The sequence below is a fragment of the Spirulina sp. LEGE 11439 genome (genome assembly GCF_059821285.1).
Map to the genome: position 1 here is coordinate 1 of NZ_JCAMRX010000007.1, position 15,571 is coordinate 15,571.

At 47.4% G+C, this 15,571-nt stretch carries 19 protein-coding genes; 10 read left to right on the forward strand and 9 right to left on the reverse strand.

Annotation, left to right across the window (positions count from 1 at the left end):
* Nucleotides 1-170: 170 nt before the first annotated feature.
* Nucleotides 171-443, reverse strand: coding sequence for a hypothetical protein (locus AC6RV6_RS06725; protein WP_500239840.1), 273 nt, complete (start codon nt 441-443; stop codon nt 171-173).
* A 10-nt stretch (nt 444-453) separates the two neighbouring features.
* Between AC6RV6_RS06725 and AC6RV6_RS06730 the strand changes: the two genes are divergently transcribed.
* On the forward strand, nt 454-870 hold the full coding sequence (locus tag AC6RV6_RS06730) for a hypothetical protein (protein ID WP_500239841.1): 417 nt from the start codon (nt 454-456) through the stop codon (nt 868-870).
* Here AC6RV6_RS06730 and AC6RV6_RS06735 read toward each other — a convergent pair.
* Genes AC6RV6_RS06735 through AC6RV6_RS06745 form a run of 3 tightly spaced genes read right to left on the reverse strand, consistent with a single transcriptional unit; the run spans nt 851 to nt 2,173 of the window.
* A complete protein-coding gene (locus AC6RV6_RS06735; protein WP_500239842.1) occupies nt 851-1,423 on the reverse strand; it encodes a hypothetical protein in 573 nt (190 codons plus the stop codon). The two genes, AC6RV6_RS06730 and AC6RV6_RS06735, sit on opposite strands and share 20 nt — an antisense overlap.
* Complete coding sequence (locus tag AC6RV6_RS06740) at nt 1,416-1,991, reverse strand: hypothetical protein (RefSeq protein ID WP_500239843.1); 576 nt, start codon at nt 1,989-1,991, stop codon at nt 1,416-1,418. Before AC6RV6_RS06740 ends, AC6RV6_RS06735 begins: the two co-directional genes overlap by 8 nt.
* Entirely contained in the window at nt 1,988-2,173 is a 186-nt protein-coding gene (locus tag AC6RV6_RS06745; protein WP_500239844.1) for a ribbon-helix-helix domain-containing protein, read from the reverse strand. Before AC6RV6_RS06745 ends, AC6RV6_RS06740 begins: the two co-directional genes overlap by 4 nt.
* A 113-nt stretch (nt 2,174-2,286) precedes the next feature.
* Here AC6RV6_RS06745 and AC6RV6_RS06750 point away from each other — a divergent pair, with 113 nt between their 5' ends.
* Nucleotides 2,287-3,309 (forward strand): DNA/RNA non-specific endonuclease, encoded by a 1,023-nt coding sequence (locus AC6RV6_RS06750; protein WP_500239845.1) that lies wholly within the window; start codon nt 2,287-2,289, stop codon nt 3,307-3,309.
* Nucleotides 3,310-3,355: 46 nt separating this feature from the next.
* Here the strand turns inward: AC6RV6_RS06750 and AC6RV6_RS06755 are convergent, their stop codons facing one another.
* The 4 genes from AC6RV6_RS06755 to AC6RV6_RS06770 form a co-directional block, all read right to left on the reverse strand.
* Nucleotides 3,356-3,730, reverse strand: a complete 375-nt coding sequence (locus AC6RV6_RS06755; protein WP_500239846.1) for a nuclease A inhibitor family protein — start codon at nt 3,728-3,730, stop codon at nt 3,356-3,358.
* A gap of 87 nt (nt 3,731-3,817) precedes the next feature.
* Nucleotides 3,818-4,333, reverse strand: coding sequence for a DUF3035 domain-containing protein (locus AC6RV6_RS06760; protein ID WP_500239847.1), 516 nt, complete (start codon nt 4,331-4,333; stop codon nt 3,818-3,820).
* Between the two features lie 91 nt (nt 4,334-4,424).
* The gene (gene recD2 / locus AC6RV6_RS06765; protein WP_500239849.1) at nt 4,425-6,608 is read right to left on the reverse strand and encodes an SF1B family DNA helicase RecD2; all 2,184 of its coding nucleotides are present in this window, start codon (nt 6,606-6,608) and stop codon (nt 4,425-4,427) included.
* Between the two features lie 14 nt (nt 6,609-6,622).
* On the reverse strand, nt 6,623-7,195 hold the full coding sequence (locus AC6RV6_RS06770) for a DUF6155 family protein (RefSeq protein ID WP_500239850.1): 573 nt from the start codon (nt 7,193-7,195) through the stop codon (nt 6,623-6,625).
* A gap of 75 nt (nt 7,196-7,270) precedes the next feature.
* Between AC6RV6_RS06770 and AC6RV6_RS06775 the strand changes: the two genes are divergently transcribed.
* Complete coding sequence (locus AC6RV6_RS06775; protein ID WP_500239851.1) at nt 7,271-7,627, forward strand: calcium-binding protein; 357 nt, start codon at nt 7,271-7,273, stop codon at nt 7,625-7,627.
* Between the two features lie 61 nt (nt 7,628-7,688).
* Entirely contained in the window at nt 7,689-8,726 is a 1,038-nt protein-coding gene (locus tag AC6RV6_RS06780) for a hypothetical protein (RefSeq protein WP_500239852.1), read from the forward strand.
* On the opposite strand, the gene AC6RV6_RS06785 is transcribed toward AC6RV6_RS06780, so the two are convergent.
* On the reverse strand, nt 8,723-9,613 hold the full coding sequence (locus AC6RV6_RS06785) for a methyltransferase domain-containing protein (RefSeq protein WP_500239853.1): 891 nt from the start codon (nt 9,611-9,613) through the stop codon (nt 8,723-8,725). The genes AC6RV6_RS06780 and AC6RV6_RS06785 overlap by 4 nt on opposite strands.
* Before the next feature lie 72 nt (nt 9,614-9,685).
* On the opposite strand from AC6RV6_RS06785, the gene AC6RV6_RS06790 reads away from it, so the two are divergent.
* The 6 genes from AC6RV6_RS06790 (at nt 9,686) to AC6RV6_RS06815 (ending at nt 15,400) form a co-directional block, all read left to right on the forward strand.
* A complete protein-coding gene (locus AC6RV6_RS06790; RefSeq protein WP_500239854.1) occupies nt 9,686-10,270 on the forward strand; it encodes a hypothetical protein in 585 nt (194 codons plus the stop codon).
* Between the two features lie 194 nt (nt 10,271-10,464).
* A complete protein-coding gene (locus AC6RV6_RS06795) occupies nt 10,465-11,262 on the forward strand; it encodes an AAA family ATPase (protein ID WP_500240188.1) in 798 nt (265 codons plus the stop codon).
* A 224-nt stretch (nt 11,263-11,486) separates the two neighbouring features.
* Nucleotides 11,487-11,711 (forward strand): hypothetical protein, encoded by a 225-nt coding sequence (locus tag AC6RV6_RS06800; RefSeq protein WP_500239856.1) that lies wholly within the window; start codon nt 11,487-11,489, stop codon nt 11,709-11,711.
* A gap of 15 nt (nt 11,712-11,726) precedes the next feature.
* Nucleotides 11,727-12,758 carry a metal-dependent hydrolase gene (locus AC6RV6_RS06805; protein WP_500239857.1) on the forward strand — a complete coding sequence of 344 codons (1,032 nt, stop codon included), beginning with the start codon at nt 11,727-11,729 and terminating at the stop codon, nt 12,756-12,758.
* 3 nt (nt 12,759-12,761) lie between these two features.
* Nucleotides 12,762-14,072 (forward strand): HlyD family secretion protein, encoded by a 1,311-nt coding sequence (locus tag AC6RV6_RS06810; protein WP_500239858.1) that lies wholly within the window; start codon nt 12,762-12,764, stop codon nt 14,070-14,072.
* Nucleotides 14,072-15,400: a hypothetical protein gene (locus AC6RV6_RS06815; RefSeq protein WP_500239859.1), complete on the forward strand. Its 1,329-nt coding sequence runs from the start codon at nt 14,072-14,074 to the stop codon at nt 15,398-15,400. Before AC6RV6_RS06810 ends, AC6RV6_RS06815 begins: the two co-directional genes overlap by 1 nt.
* The last annotated feature ends 171 nt before the right edge of the window (nt 15,401-15,571 follow it).

Here is a 15,571-nt window from a genome sequence, read left to right on the forward strand (position 1 = left end):
AATGGCTGGTTAGTTAACGCTGATGCAAATGGTGCAGCCAATATTTTAAGAAAAGTAGCGGCAACTTTAGGATTATGTCTTAAAGGAGTCAGTAGCGGCGCTTTGACTACGCCTGTAAGAGTTCGTTACTGGACTACTTCCGAATCCCCGTCTCTTTAGAGCGGGGAGGGTCAAGATAGGTCGGCGCTAATATCGCTGCCGATAAATGCCAAGCTATCATGATTATACTCTAAATTAAATCGATAAGCGTGAATGTGTCCGACTTCCACCGCCGTATTTTCTTCGCCTTTTTCCTCGAGTTCGCACCATTGTTCTTCGGTTAAATCCTCGGCAAAGTCAACGAGTATTTTTGTATATATCCGCGTCGCCATTGAGTCTTCGCGAGTCATGGTACGCCGCGCGTCGTTTGAAATATAAAATGTCGATTCGAGTTGAATTTTCATTGTTTAATCCATGTTTGCCATCACTGCCAAGATCGCCAAGAAATTTGCGCTTCCTTTCAACGACCTCGAGCGCATCTCGACTGGCTGTTGGCTGTTGAATTCGCTGGAAGATGGCATCCTCATGGCCACCCATCAGGATATTTGGTACTCCCTCCTCTTTAGCGATCGCATTGCCGACGATCCGGAAGTTTTGGCAAACCAAGTCATTTCTCTGGCTCCGTGGTATCCTCGCTCTGAAGAGATGCTGTGGTATCGCAATGGCAATGCTTCGATTAGCGCCTTTGCTACCGCGCAAAAGCAACACATTCGACAATTGCTCGGCGACGATCGCCCGTTGGCGGAGATTGCAGAGATTTTAAATGAAACCCCCGTTAAATCCTTGGCTTGGAGAACCCCCGCCGAACTTGCTAAGTTCCATACCGCTTGAACGGCTGCCCGAATTGTTCCCAGTTCTCCTTATTAAACGGCGACTTCCACAGCGCAATCAGTTCCTTTTCGAGCTTTTGGCGCTGCCAATTCTTCCTCGGTACGTCCCATAAAAACGCAATGTTCGCAGCGCGTTCGAATTGATAAGAGTGATGAAGTGCCTGATAGCGCTGCAAGTATTCCCAGCAATAATGGTTCTGCCAGCGCTCTCTTGGGGCATTTTTGGTCTCGCCGATGTAGAGCAGAATTGGCAATTCGCTGTCGATAACGAAGTACAGGCAGTTCGTTCCATCCCATTGCCAGTCGTCGAATTCCCAAAAGTTAATGCTATGCAGTTTTAGCTTAAATGGCGCAATCGCTTTGACATCATAGGGCGACGGTGCAATATCAAATAACGTTTTCTGTTCCGATTTGTCGTTGAGAATGCCTTGTTGATGCGCGTAAACCCGCTTTTTCCATGCAATGAGTTGGTTGCAAGTTAGCACGGGCAAACTTTGCGATCGCTTGGCTTCCGTTGTTTCGACAGAAATGAGAGGCTCTTGGTTCTCACTCATTATTCGGCAATTCGTAAGGGTCGATATCGTTGTCTCGCAGGACTTTCCACAGCAATTCGTTTTCCCGCCGAATATCGTCATCGATGGCATATCCTTCCTCCAGTGCCTCCAAGCTGGTTTCGAGAGACCGAACTCGTTCTGCGAGTTTTTCGTTGTATTCGTCCTCGCTACGGGAAACGCCAAAAGCATTATCAAAACGGCGTTGCAGGGTTTCGCTCATTAAGGCGATGCACAAACTGAGCGCTTTTTTGTTACCGCGATATGCCTCCCAGAGCCAGAATGCCGAAGTTTCATCGAGGGAGAACGGTTTAATTCGCGTTTGCCCTCGCGTCTGTTGTGTAGCATCGACTTCGATGGTTTCATTTTTTCCGGGCGTATATCCCTCACCCAGCAAGGTTTTGATAGCTTTTGAAGTCAAAAACTTCCGGGCGTTACTTTCGTCTTTTTGGACGCATTCGGCGATTTGCGTCTGGCTCATGCGATACTCCCCATCGGGCAACATGAAGCCGTCAACTTCAATCTCGCCGATCCGAATTTTAGCGCGGGTGGCTTTGCTTGTTTCGCTCATTTGTTACCATCCTTTGGCTGTACTTTGATTTCAGGCTGCGGCAACAGTTCGCGATCGCGTAGTTCCTTCACGATGAACGACTCGACCAGATTGGGGACGCTGCGAACTTCTTGCTCGGCAAGGATTTTAAGGATTTCGACGATCTCTTCGTCCAGATAGACCGTCTGTTTTACTTTTGGCATTATTGATAGCCGTTGTGACCTTTCTATTACTATTGTACAGTAAAAAGGTATATAAAATCTCTAAACACGGTAAAACAGTATAGATTCTACATGAATATCATGGAAGTGATAGCATGGCAGAAACTTTAAGAATTCTGCAAATGAAACGAATATTATTGGCAATCGCCACGGTTGCGATCGTTTTCTTTAGTTTTGCGTTTAATGCCTTGGCGCTGAATCTCCCCGAGTGCGCTTTGACCGACTGCAATTGCAGCAACTTTGCCACGCAGCCCGAGGCGCAATACGTTTTCGATTTGTTTAAGGAGGATGTTTTTAAGCTAGACCGTAACAAGGATGGTATCGTTTGTACCAGCTTGCCCGATGCCCCAAAAGACGCTACGGCAGCAAAAGCGACAAGGAAACCCGCAGTTGAGGAAGTGCAGCCTCGTGTTTTATCGGAACTGGCATTGCAGCAGATTAAATTCGGCAACCCCAGCGATGCCAATTACGATAACTTAAATAATTACTTAATTCCCAAAGACCAATTCGTTATCTCCTACAATTGCTCGAAAAATCTTGCCAATTGGGTAAGCTGGACTGTTAATGCAAGCTATTTCGGTGATGTCGAACGCCAAGATAATTTTCGTCCAGACCCCGATGTGCCGTGTTATCAAGTGTCTCCAAGGGATTATCGCAGGAGCGGATACGACAGGGGACACATTGCGCCTTCAGCAGATCGCGATAGCGACCCCGAAGATAATAGCGCGACGTTCTTCATGAGCAATATGATGCCGCAAAGTCCCTCGAATAATAGAGAAGTTTGGCGCGAGTTAGAATCTTTCGAGCGAGACTTAATTCGCAAGTTGGGCGATGAAGCCGTGTATATCGTGGCGGGAGGTTATGGCAATTTGGGAACCATTGGCAATGGCGTGGTCGTTCCCGAAACGACGTGGAAAGTGATTTTAGTTATTAATTCTGAAGGCAGACCCAGCCAAGCCATTGCCGTCAATATGCCCAATGATGAATCCGTCAAGCATACGGATTGGACGGATTATCTGACGACAGTTGATGCGATCGAAGCGCTCACCGGATATGATTTCTTTGAGGAACTTCCCGACGATCTCGAGGCAATTCTCGAAAGCGATGCGGCATTGTGAGTAATATTGTGAAGTTATGGCACTCTGAGAAACTGAGGTGCTTTTTTCAAGTCTCGACTGCCATTGTCTTCAAAGCAATCCATTGCCCTGCTTCGGTTTCGCCGATGACAAAAATATCCACTTCAACTTCGCTCGCACGGTAAACCTGCAAATTCGCGCAATTATCTTGCAGCAACTTCACCAGGGCTTGGTATTTTCGCACGTCGGCTTTCTCGTCCTTGTCGTGCCAGTCCTGCAGTGTTGTGGCAGTGGCGAAAAACTTCTCAAAATCTTTGGTTTCTACCAAGCTCTTTCCCGATAGCTCCGATATCTTGGCTTCATTCGGCTCGCCGTCAAGCGTCAGAACTTCCCACGGTTCGTCGCTTTCACTGACCCAGTACAGATCGGCGATCGCTTCTTCGAGTTGGGAGCGCGAGTCCATAAGAAATTCACAGAAGAACACTTTTATTTTGCCACGAGATCGCGTTTTCTCTTGCTACGAGGACAAAACTCAGAAAACTCAGATTCTCTACTTCCCAATCTCCATTTCCCTCAAACTCGATGCGACCGAGAGTTGAAACCCTTGTCCCGTATCTTCTAATTCAAAATCAATAATCATGCGCTTGTATTCTGCAAAATAGCGATTCTTGCGTGCCATTAGCTTTTCGATAACATCTTGTATTTCTCTGCTGAATTCTTCGTCTTCTTTAGCGACACGCTGAGTTATATCCGCCATCATTTCTTCTCGGTCTGCTGGGTCGCATAAGGTCATATTCCATGCAAACATTGCCAAGGTGAGCAATTGAATAGTTGCTTTAGTCGTGGGCGCGGAGTTGCGGTAGGGTTCGACAAACTCTTCCAGCACTTCTGACATCTTTGCTGCACCGGGAGGATTCGCAATCAAACGGTCAAATTGAGGCAACTCTGATGTTAATTTGCGCTCCAGACTGGCTAAGGGGTTTGGCGAGTGCTTTTGAGGTTTGGGCTTTCTTTGCTGCTTCAGTAATTCCCGAAAGCCCTTGGATTTTCTATGTTTTTTGGCCATGTTGCTCTTTCCTTCGCTTGCTTTTCCTTACTCGTTTAGTATTTTTTTAGCATACCCAGTTTTTGAATTTCCATACAGAATCCCAAAATTTCTACTCCTCCCGAATCCGCTCTGCCAGCCTCGTGTATCTCGTTGCATCCCGCACCTGATTCAACGCAATCCCGATAGCCTTAGAATTTCCCACCACAACTGCCAGCTTCTTTGCTCGGGTCATGGCGGTATAAAATAAATTCCTCGTCAGCATGGGAAAATGCTGAGTAAAAAGCGGCATCACCACCACGGGATACTCGCTGCCTTGGGACTTGTGAATGCTGATGGCTCTCGCGAGAGCAAGCTCGTCTAAGTCGGCGAAGTCATATGCGATAACGCGATTGTCAAAGTTCACCAGCATTTGCTTTTCGACTTTATCAATGGCTTCGATAATCCCCAAATCTCCATTGAAGACTTCGTAATCGTAATTGTTCTTCTGCTGTATCACGCGATCGCCAACCCGAAACACCATTGCACCTCGCGTGACTTCAGCTTTATCCTCGCAAGGCGGATTGAGCAGCGCTTGCAAGGTGATATTGAGTTGCCGCGTCCCCACCGACCCTCGCAGCATGGGACAAAGCACCTGCACGTCATTGCGAACGTCAAAACCCAGAGCGAGGATAAAGCTCTGCAAAAGTTCTTCAATGGCTCTCACGCCGCGCTCGGGTTCTGCTACGTCAAACCACAAGCAATCGGACTGCGGGCGATCGCTGACTTTCTCTAACGCCGGAAATTTACCCTGATTAATCGCGTGAGCGGAACGGATAATGGCACTTTGCGCGGCTTGGCGAAACACTCGGGTTAAGCGAACCACTGGGACTTTTTCGCTGGCAATCAGGTCTCGCAGCACGTTACCGGGTCCGACGCTGGGGAGTTGGTCGATATCGCCTACCATGAGAATTTGAGCATTCTTGGGAATGGCTTTAAGGAGCGAGTTTGCTAAGAATAAATCCAGCATTGAAGATTCGTCAACAATCAGGGCATCGCAGTCGAGGGGGTTTTCTTCATTGCGTTGAAATCCCATTGTCTTCGGGTCGAATTCAAGCAATCGATGTACGGTTTTGGCTTCGAGTTTGGCCATTTCGGACAATCGCTTGGCGGCGCGTCCCGTTGGGGCGGCGAGGGCGATACGCTTGCCCATTGCTTTCCAGAGTGCCACGATGGTGTGCGTGGTGAAGGTCTTGCCCGTGCCGGGTCCGCCCGTGAGGATGGCAATGCGGGATTTGGTGGGAATGAGAACGCCTTCGATTTGCTCGAGGGTCAAGGCTGTCTTAACTTTCACGGTGTAGCGCTGCAACCAATCTTTCACTCGGTCGATATCGACTTGCACCGGATTCGCCACGCGATCGCGCATCATCGCTGCCAAATTGCGCTCGCTGAAGAAAAATGTTGGCTTATAGCAAAGCGGCATATCTCCCTCAGCAGGCTCGATAACCAAGTCCCCTTCTGTTCCCATACTTTCGACAACTGCCGCGACGGACTCTGCTTCGGCTTCGTGACCGTCATTGCTCAAGCAGGACGTGGCATTATTGACCAGTTCGGGCATCGGCAGAAAACAATGCCCGTTCTCGGCAGCTTCGCTTAGGACGTGCAAGATGCCAGCTTGGTAGCGCTGCTTCGACCACGGAGAGATGCCAATATTGCAAGCAATGCGATCGGCGGTGAGGAAACCGATGCCGTAAATGTCAATGGCAAGCTGATAGGGGTTTTCCGTTACCGTGACGATCGCTTTGTCTTTGTAGGTTTTGTATATCTTGACGGCGTAAACGGTACTGACTCCGTGGCTTTGCAGAAACAGCATCACATCTTTGATGGCACGTTGCTGTTCCCATGCCTTGACAATGCCTCTGACGCGCTTTTTGCCAATGCCGTTCACTTCAATGAGGCGCTCGGTTTGAGTTTCGATGACCTCGAGCGTTTCCAAGCCGAAATGCGCGACAATGCGTCGTGCTGTGACGGGACCGACTCCCTTGATTAAACCGCTTCCCAAATATTTTTCAATGCCCGTCAGGGTTGCAGGCTTGCTTTCTTGGTAGGACTTGGCATCAAATTGCGTGCCGTATTCGGGATGCTCTCGCCATTGCCCCCAGACTTGCAGGGTTTGTCCGGGCTGAATGTTGGCAAAGTTTCCCGTGACCGTCACCAAATCCGAGAACCCCGATACTTTCATTCGCAGTACCGTCCACCCCGATTCTTCCGAGTGGTACGTGATGCGTTCGATGATGCCGGAGATATTTTCGGACATTAGGAAGTCGGGAATTACTTGGAAAAACCTTCAGTATAAATTTCATACAGCATATCGTGAAAACCCCAGCCAATTCCTTCGGTTTCTTCTACGATTTTGTGGCAGCGCTGATGAAAAATGCCGTGCAATCCTTCGTCGTTAATTTGCTGAACGGCTTTGTCGTACATCTTCTCCATGCTTTCATAAAACGGCTCGTCAATGTCTCCATAAGCATTCGTATATTTAACGCCTTGCTCGACGTAAAATAGCATGATATCTATTATTATAGCTGAGGATTTGGCGATTTTTTTGTAATCGTTAATTGCTTTTTTGGCTATGAATAATCTGGCTTTCCCATAGCCTCGTGCTGGAAAAAATTCGTCTTCGATAATCTTTTTGTATTTACCAATGACTTCCGTTTCGTCTTGCGGTAATAATTTAATTTGATAGTAATCTTTGACGGCAGGGGATTTCTTGAAAAGTTCGATTATCTCTTCGATCAATTCTGCTTTGGAAGTATTCTTGAGATGCTTTTTAAGTGCCGTTAACGTGATTTTCTTTTGGGGCATTGTGAAAGCGCGATCGCGTGGCTTTCTTAAAAATAGCACCGAATCTCAAAGTGGATAGCCCCATAATTTTCGATTTCTGTATAGAATCTAAAATTGCAGCAACTTGCGAATATTATGAAACCCCCCCGCGACCCCGAACGCGAAGAGCGCATCGAAGAAATTATTGTCGATGCCGACGACCCCGAAGAGCAGGCGATGAGTTGGTACTATCATCTCGGCGAAACTCTCGCGTTTCCTTTTTCGGCACGATGGGGTAATGATATTGTTCAAGTAACGGGTATGGTATTAGCAGAGGATTGCGATCGCGAGATGTTCGTGATGGTGCGCTACCAAGGCAAGACGGGAGAAAATACGGTGGTGGCGAGATTGCGGGATATTCAGCCTCTTGATGAAGTTAATGATGAATTCGATGAGGATAGCGTACAAGCGATAGAGGACTGGCATTACTGGGTCGCACGGGGTCGAATGTAGTTTGCTGCTAGAATCCAGCCCGTAATAGTAAAATTAAAACTAAAGTTAGAACGATGACATCATGCTTGCTCCTCGCTCTCTACAATACAAAGGTTTTTCTTTCGCACTTTGCTTCTTCGTCGCATTGCTGAGTTTTGGCTGCGAGACAGAGGAAGTGGAGCAAGAAGAAACGCAAACTGTTGCAGGAACGACGGAAAATGTTGAAACAGAAGTAACTAAAGGCGTTTATTGCTATGCTTTACCTTATGGCGAAACTTTGAGAGAGGATGAATTATCGGAAGCAACGCTGTCAGTTAAAGGCAATGGCTTTGAATTGTCTTTAACTGACAGCATTGGAAAGCATCGTCTTTTTCTTAGTCAGGATTTAATTGTGCAAAAAGCAACAACAACAGAAAATGGCAGAACATTACCTTGGAATCTAGTACGATATTCTGGCAATCCTTTGAAGGTCAAGCCTGATGGTACTTTTGATATGTCAATGGCACTCAATCGTTCGGCTTGTACGTTTCAAGGAATTTTGTCATTTGTCGATGACGCAGATATAAAATTGGGTTATCCAAGACCCTATCCAAAAGAACGATTAGGTAGTCTTGATTATTATCAATTTCGCTATGATAATTTTGTTAGAAGAAATCCAAATGTAACACCACCAGATTACTATTTAGATTTTGCCGATAAATCCATTCATCGTTTTTTTAATGAAACTCGTCCAAAACTTTCTAATCGAGGCAAACAATTTATTGATACAGTAGGAAAAAGTTTACAATCAAGGATGGAGATGATACTGAATACAGATCCTCAAAGATTTGCAGAACTAGAACGATCTCCATATAAATTTCGTCAAATTGCGTTTTTAACGCACGTTAGAGCATATTGTGATGCAGGATGGGGTCGTTTAACCCAACAAGATAGAAACACAGTTATAGGTGATGTTGGTTTTTGGGATAAGTACGATCCGACGCAAATTGGAGGAGTTGCATCGGGTATTTGGATTACGGGTGAATGCGGTAGCTGGCGAGATATTGCACCCAATTGGTTTGCTGAAGCGCGTGACGATCTCTTTAAAGGCTGGGAAGATATTCTTGACTTTGTTCTCTAAACAGTTTCCAACCGCCCCAGCCGCTCCTCCACGATCTGCACTTCCTCACGCCGCCACAGCCCTCCCATACCCCATTGATACTTCCACGTTCCCGGTTTGCCCAAATGCACGAAGTTTTTCATCTCGCCCGTATCGGGATGCGGAATGAGCTTGGGTTTATCTCTGCTTCTCACGCAAAGCCGATAATTGCCTTTGCTGTCGATGGAGTAAGTCACGCCAGCCGGAGCAACCCATTGCGATCGCAATTCTGCCAGACGCATTTCCAATTGGCAGCGCAGGAGAATTTTCTCGTTTTCACTCAATTCGTAGAACCACAGAGGACGTGCTTTGCGTTTGTCGATCGCATAGCAAATGCGTTCTACCGGGATAGGTTCGGTGCCGTAAGTGGTTCGCAATAAATTTTTGAATTCCTTAAAGTCGAATAACTTCTCAAAAGTCTTCCAACCCGTGATGTAGCCGTCGCTCCACGGTTCGCCTTTGGGAATGTGATGCCCCCATTCTGGCGTTGAAAGGATGATATGCTTCCTTGCCAGTTCGTAGCAGCGTTTAAGAATTTCCTCGCGCTCTCGAGGGGTGGGAATGACATTCAGCACGTAAAGGCACGTCACCACATCGGCGGGTTGCAAATCTTCGAGGCGATCGCCTAATCCCTCTGGATATTCTTCGTAGCGCTTGCATAAATTGGGGTCGTAGCCCGTCGCAATAATGCCCAAACCCCGAAGAACCTCTACATCTTTACCCCAGCCGCAGCCGTAGTCCAATACAGTGGTTTTGCGATCGATAAAGCCTTTTTTGACTGCCGCCGCCATGCCTTGACTCCAATCTTTGCGACGAATGGCAGTGCGATGGATGTGAAATGTGGGAATCGTGGTGGATGTTGCAACCATGAATGAAGCGATTATCTTTTGCTCATCCTACAGGCTTTTCAGTATAATTGCGGATATTGTATGGTTAACGAGATGACAGAAACTTCTACACTTGCCGCACCTCAAGAGATTCGAGGATTGCTCGCGCAAATCAAAAGTGCCTTGGCAGAACGCTACGGGCTGAGTCCCAATAGCCAGAAAAGCATCGTGGGGCGCATCAAACGTGCTGGATTGGAAAGAATACTTAACAATACCGGAATCATTACTCTGTCCGTTGAAGATGTTGAAGCCATTGACAAGGCGCATTTTGAGATGGCAGCGAATAATCCCATGTCTCACGTTAATAATAGCAACGGTACGGCAACAGCACTTACCACTCTCGAAACCAGCACCGACCCCGAGGCCCTCATTGAAGCGGCACGGAATATGAACCCTGCATTACTCGCACTGGCTCAAAACCAAGCAGCAGCCATTTTAATTGCCAACGGCAAACAACAGGCACTCGAAGAGATGACCGAGTATTTCGTAAATAATCCTGAGTTGCTCGATGACAAGACAAAACAACTCATTGAGGAACAAACCGACCCAAAGCACTTAACGGTCTCGGTCAGCGCGGAAATCGACCCCGTAGCAATGGCAGACAAAATCCTCCAAAGCAGGCTAAATCGAATGCTGTAGGCAAGAATTTATTTCGTCGGTTTTTTGGAAGTCGTGGGAATCGAACCATCCCCACGACTTCCTCTCAATGGCATTCACATACAGAGGAATCTGAATATAACCAAAATGAGATAGAGCGTAACGCGAAACCGATTCAGACTTTATCTTCTCCCGACTCATGGCACGTTCCACTCTACCGCGACGAACGCAAGCGCATTGAAGCCGCCATTGCCGCTCGTCGCAGCGTCGTTATCGTGGGAGCCGCAGGCTGTGGCAAAACTATGCTAGCCGAAGAAATCAGAGCGCGGCTGACTTGCCATAGCGCCATCGCCCTGTGGACGAACCAAGGCGAGACCCTAAGCAAACTCTGTGAAGATGTGGGAATTTCTTTGCAAACCGACAAAGTGACGGCAACGGGCAAAGTGACTGGGAAAAAGCAAAAGAGTAACAACGAACTTAAAGCCGAACTCAAAGAATTTGTTAAAGCCAATAAAACAGTAATCTTTGCCGATAACGCCCATGACTACGGCAAAGCGATGATGACGATTCTGCAACAACTGATGGAATTAGGGGCGGTGTTGGTCTTGCTCTCTGTTAGCTCCTCCAAAAAAGGCTTGTGGCTCAAGTGCGCCGAAATTCTTCTCGAAACTCCCTCAGAAGCACAAATTCGCGAGATTATTGCCAAATATTCTGTCGCTCGCGGGATTCGCCTTTCTCCTCCGGACATTAACAACTTGCAGCGCTACGCCGGGGGCAATCCCATGCTGGCGATCGCGGCGGTGGAAGATGAGAGCTTGGCACTGCGCGACGAAACCCAGAGCAAAGCCGTGTATGTAGACATTTCGCCGTTTGTGAATGGCTTATTGATTCTCTTGGGAGTGCTGCGGTTCTACGGCCTCGGTACGGGCGATCGAGGATTGTATATTATCGGCGGGATTTCGCTGATCGTGGGGCTGGCACTGAGTCGGTTTATGGCACAGTTGAATAAGAAAACAAAGCGGCTGGGGGAATAGAAGGGAATCGGGGTAAAGAAAAAATAATAAAATACTCAGAAAAATAAGGGAATAGGGTGAAAATCAAGGAATAAATACCCCCTACTCCCTACTCCCCAAATTCATCGCACCATCCGCAAAAATACGCAGTACAATAATTTTAGTTTAGAAGCCACTCGGTTAGCATCATTGACTACCCAAGTCCCGCAAGCGCTTCTGCACGTATATTTCATTCTCGAACAATTATGTTAGCTCTAATTTTTCTTGTTCCTTATCTGGGTTCGGGAGCGCTCTGTTATTTATTGGCGTTTGCTGAATCCAATCGAATTAACGAATCAAAACCTCGCAAGCACCTCATTTTATTCTGGATTTTTTGGCTCGTCGTGGAAATTAATAACGGTTCGAGGTCTCGCTTTTTCTTCAAGCTGCCTTGTCTTGCCAAAAGTCGCAGTATAGCTTCAGTTCAATAAATGTTTATTGGCTTCATGGCAGTCACGCACGTTGCTATTTCACTGACCTTGGCTGCCTTTTTTATCAGTGCCAATCCTTGGGTTTTAGTGTTAGTGGGCTTGGGTGCGGTATTGCCCGACCTCGATTCCCCCGAATCCCTATTCGGCAGAATGCTCCTGCCGATTACTAAATTCATCGCTGCTCATTACGCTCACAGAACGCTTACGCATTGCCTGTGGACGACCGTGGCGATCGCCATTGCTGCCTTGCCTCTCTTTTATTACTACGATTGGCAGCATTGGGCGGCGCTACCTTTCGGTCACTTGAGTAGCATCTTGGCAGATACCCTGACGGTCTCTGGCGTTTCTCTGTTCTATCCAGATACGCGTATTTACGTCTACGGCGGCAATCCCCGCGCTCGCATTAAAACCCAGAGTAAAGCTGAGTTCTTCTTGTTAGGCGCGATGTTCTTGTGCTTTTTGTTCTTTATGAATATTCAAAGTAACGGCGGATTGCTGATATACGTGAATTCGCAGATTATCGGCGGCAAGCAAGGTGTCGAGACGATCTACGAGCGCTATGGCGGTAGCAATGAAGTCTGGGCGAGTATCGATGGCACGTTCGCCACCAGCCAGCAGGAAGCCACGAGGAAATACTTGGTCGTCGGTCGCAATGGGGAATTCATCGTCGCGAACCAGCGCAATCGCGTTTACGGTACCAGCACTAATCTTGCCGTGCGCCGCATGACCGCTAAGGAAGGCAATGCTCTCACTGTCAGAACCGAGAGCTTGCTCTGGCAGGACGAGGATTTTCTCGCTCCCTTGATTGCTTTGTATAACAACAACTCCAATGCCCTCATCTATATCACCGGACGCATCACCATCCACGCACCCGAAGATGTGGCAGTAATACCCAGACCCGAGCAATATAACGCTCTGTCTCTCAATGGCTCCGAACTCATCCTCGACCACTGCCCGATTCAATGGCTGGGCAAGATTCAGTACCAGTACGCCACGGGCAGCGCGATCGCCAAAATACTTTATCCCTCACCGTTTGCAAAAGAATGAACAATGAACAATCGAGAATTCGATCGGCTTGTCGGGGATTTGTTAATTTCCGTGCCAGTGCCTCAGAAAAAATCAAGTTCTGTAGGTCATCCCAAAATTGATAAGGTAAGTCGCATTATCCAGATTGCCAGCAAATACTCTTCTTTTAAGAAGCCAACGCAAAAGCCCTCTGCTAAACTCCAAAACCCAAATTTTGCCTTGCATCTCTTCGGCATTACTGGGTTTTTGTCCCTTGCAATTTTCACTGTCACTCAACTGGATATTAAAGTCTTGCGCTTGCCCGCGCTGGCAAATAATCCAGAGAATTCGGGAGAAACACTGCTCGCACGGGCATCGGGAGAGCGTTTGCCCATCACTGCCAGCATTGAAGACCCTTCGGATTTATTGGTAGCCGAAGGGGATTTTGTCAAGGCGGGGCAGGTCTTGGCAGATAAGGCACGCGATCGCCGACGTTTGGAAGCGCAACAAAAACAAGTCAAACTCAGCATCCAAGCCATTCAAAGCAACGTTCCCGTTCCTCCCCAAGAACCGCAGCCCGTCCCGCCCATCCCCGAACTTCCTCCGACCAGCATTGCGCCTCAAGAAGCAGCAGTAGCCAGTGCAGAACTCGCCCTCAAACAAGCCAGACGGCGGTATTCATTGGCATTGGAAGGCGAACCCTTGATTCGTCCGATGGCTGCCCTTGAGGAAGCCAAAGCCGCCGCGACTACTGCCGAACGCGCCGCACAGCAGCAATCCGATAAACTTGCTGCCATTCAACAGATACCGGATTTACCCCCGGAGGTGATGCAGCACGAGGCGATGGTGTTGTACGAGCGGAACAACGAACGCACCCAAGCCAAGTCGAAGATTGCCCAACGGGAGGCAGAGTTTAACGAGGCCAAGCAGCTTAGAACCGAGTTAATGCAGAAGCTCGCCGATGATATCGGCAAAGCCGAAGTAGCCCTGCAAACTGCTCAAGCCAACCAGCAACTCGCCCGCGATCGCGAAAATCACCGCCGCTATCAACATTCTCTGAGTATTGCAAGGCGTATTGAAGAAAGCAACCAAGCCAATCAAAGTCATGCAAGGCAAAAAGCGGCGTATCAAAATAATTTGCAGCAGCGACAATTTAGGCTCGCGCAATTGCAGGAAAGAGAAGCAGTGATTGAAGAGAATTTAGCGAAACTCGCGATTATTAAAGCGCCCTTTGCCGGACAGGTTCGCACCATTAGAACCCGCCGTCAAACCGATAATACATTACAAGTTGAAATTACGTTGGTTTCTAATACTTCTAATAGCACTGTCACCCCCTCTGAAGACCCTTTTAACTGATGAAAAGACTCAAGAAATTCCTCGTTCTTTTCGCGATCGCATTCTTTCTTGTAGTGCGTCCAGTCTCGCTACTACCGTTTCTGCTCGTATCTTCTGCCGTTAGTCAAGAAATTCAACAGCAACCCGAAGAATACGAGACAGACGAAGAAGCAAACGAAGAATTTGACGAGGATTTTGCCGATGAAGAACTCGATGAGGAAGATGGCTTTGAGGAAAACTTTGAAGGCGAAATCACACCGCCAGACTTAGAGCAATTCAATGCCCCTAATAATCCCTTGAGAACTCCACGCAATACCCTCAGAGAACTCGTTGAAGGACAGATGAGCGACGATATTTGGGAATCGCTCCTCGGGGAATTGCCTTGTGCCAATATGAGCCAAGAATGCCTCAGAGATTTACAAAGTTTAGCTGTTGAAAATAGCCCGATACTTTATGAAATTGACGAGAGAGTTGCTGAAGTCGAATTTCGCATCGAACAAGCCAGAGAGCGTAATGAAAAGTCGGTGCTGCTCGGTTTCTTTACGCCAGTGCTGCAATATTATCTTAGCACCGACCAAGCTATTTCCACAGAAGAACTCGCCAGACAAAGAGCCGATTATGAATTTGACAGGCGACAATTTGAACGACAGCAAGAACTCAGATTGCGCTTATCTAACCAAACCGACGAGGAAATCTTGGCATTGCAGCGCGAAGAATTTAGAACGTTTCGCGATCCGATTACGCCATTATTACGATTAGTCGGTGATATATTGAACCCCGGTAGATTATTAAATAACGTACTTTCTTTGGTGGGCATAAACTTATTTGAGGGCTTAGTGGGTGGCGGTAATGATGCCGCACAAAGCCGCGCTATCGCCATTGGTGACTTACAGATTCGTCTCGCACAAATGCAGCGAGATAGAGCAACAGTTGCCGATGAAATTAGAAATAAAGTGGTAGACTTAGTATTAGATGTAGACACCGAAGCTCGCGAGTTTCAAATTACCCGCGAAATAGCCAAGCGCGATTTGCAACGCCTTCAGATTCTCAAGATTAACTATCAGTATTCATCGGATTCAATAACTACCGAAAGTTACTTAGGACAGTTGAGCAACTACGACCGCCAAGAAGGTTCGGTATTACGACACTGGACGCAGCTACGCATTAAAATGCAGAAGCTCAGAGTATTAGTAACGGGGAACTTAGACTTGTATAGCTTCAGCGAAACCGTAATAATCGCCGGACAACTTCTAACCATCGAATACAACGGCAATTCCGCGTTTGCTTGGCAGCCGCAGGATATTGCTTGGGAACGGGAGAGTCACGAATTGACAATTGGGAGTCGCTGAAATCCTTTGCATTATACAATTTTTCAGCTTCCTGCTCCATCTGTGCTTTGGTCTGGATGCGCCCAGAAATTCTTTGGTTTTCTTCAAGATTAGCCTTAATGATTTTGCGGGCTTCTGCTCTATCTTTGGCTTCGATTGAAATATGTTTTACGGTGATTATCTTGGTATAAA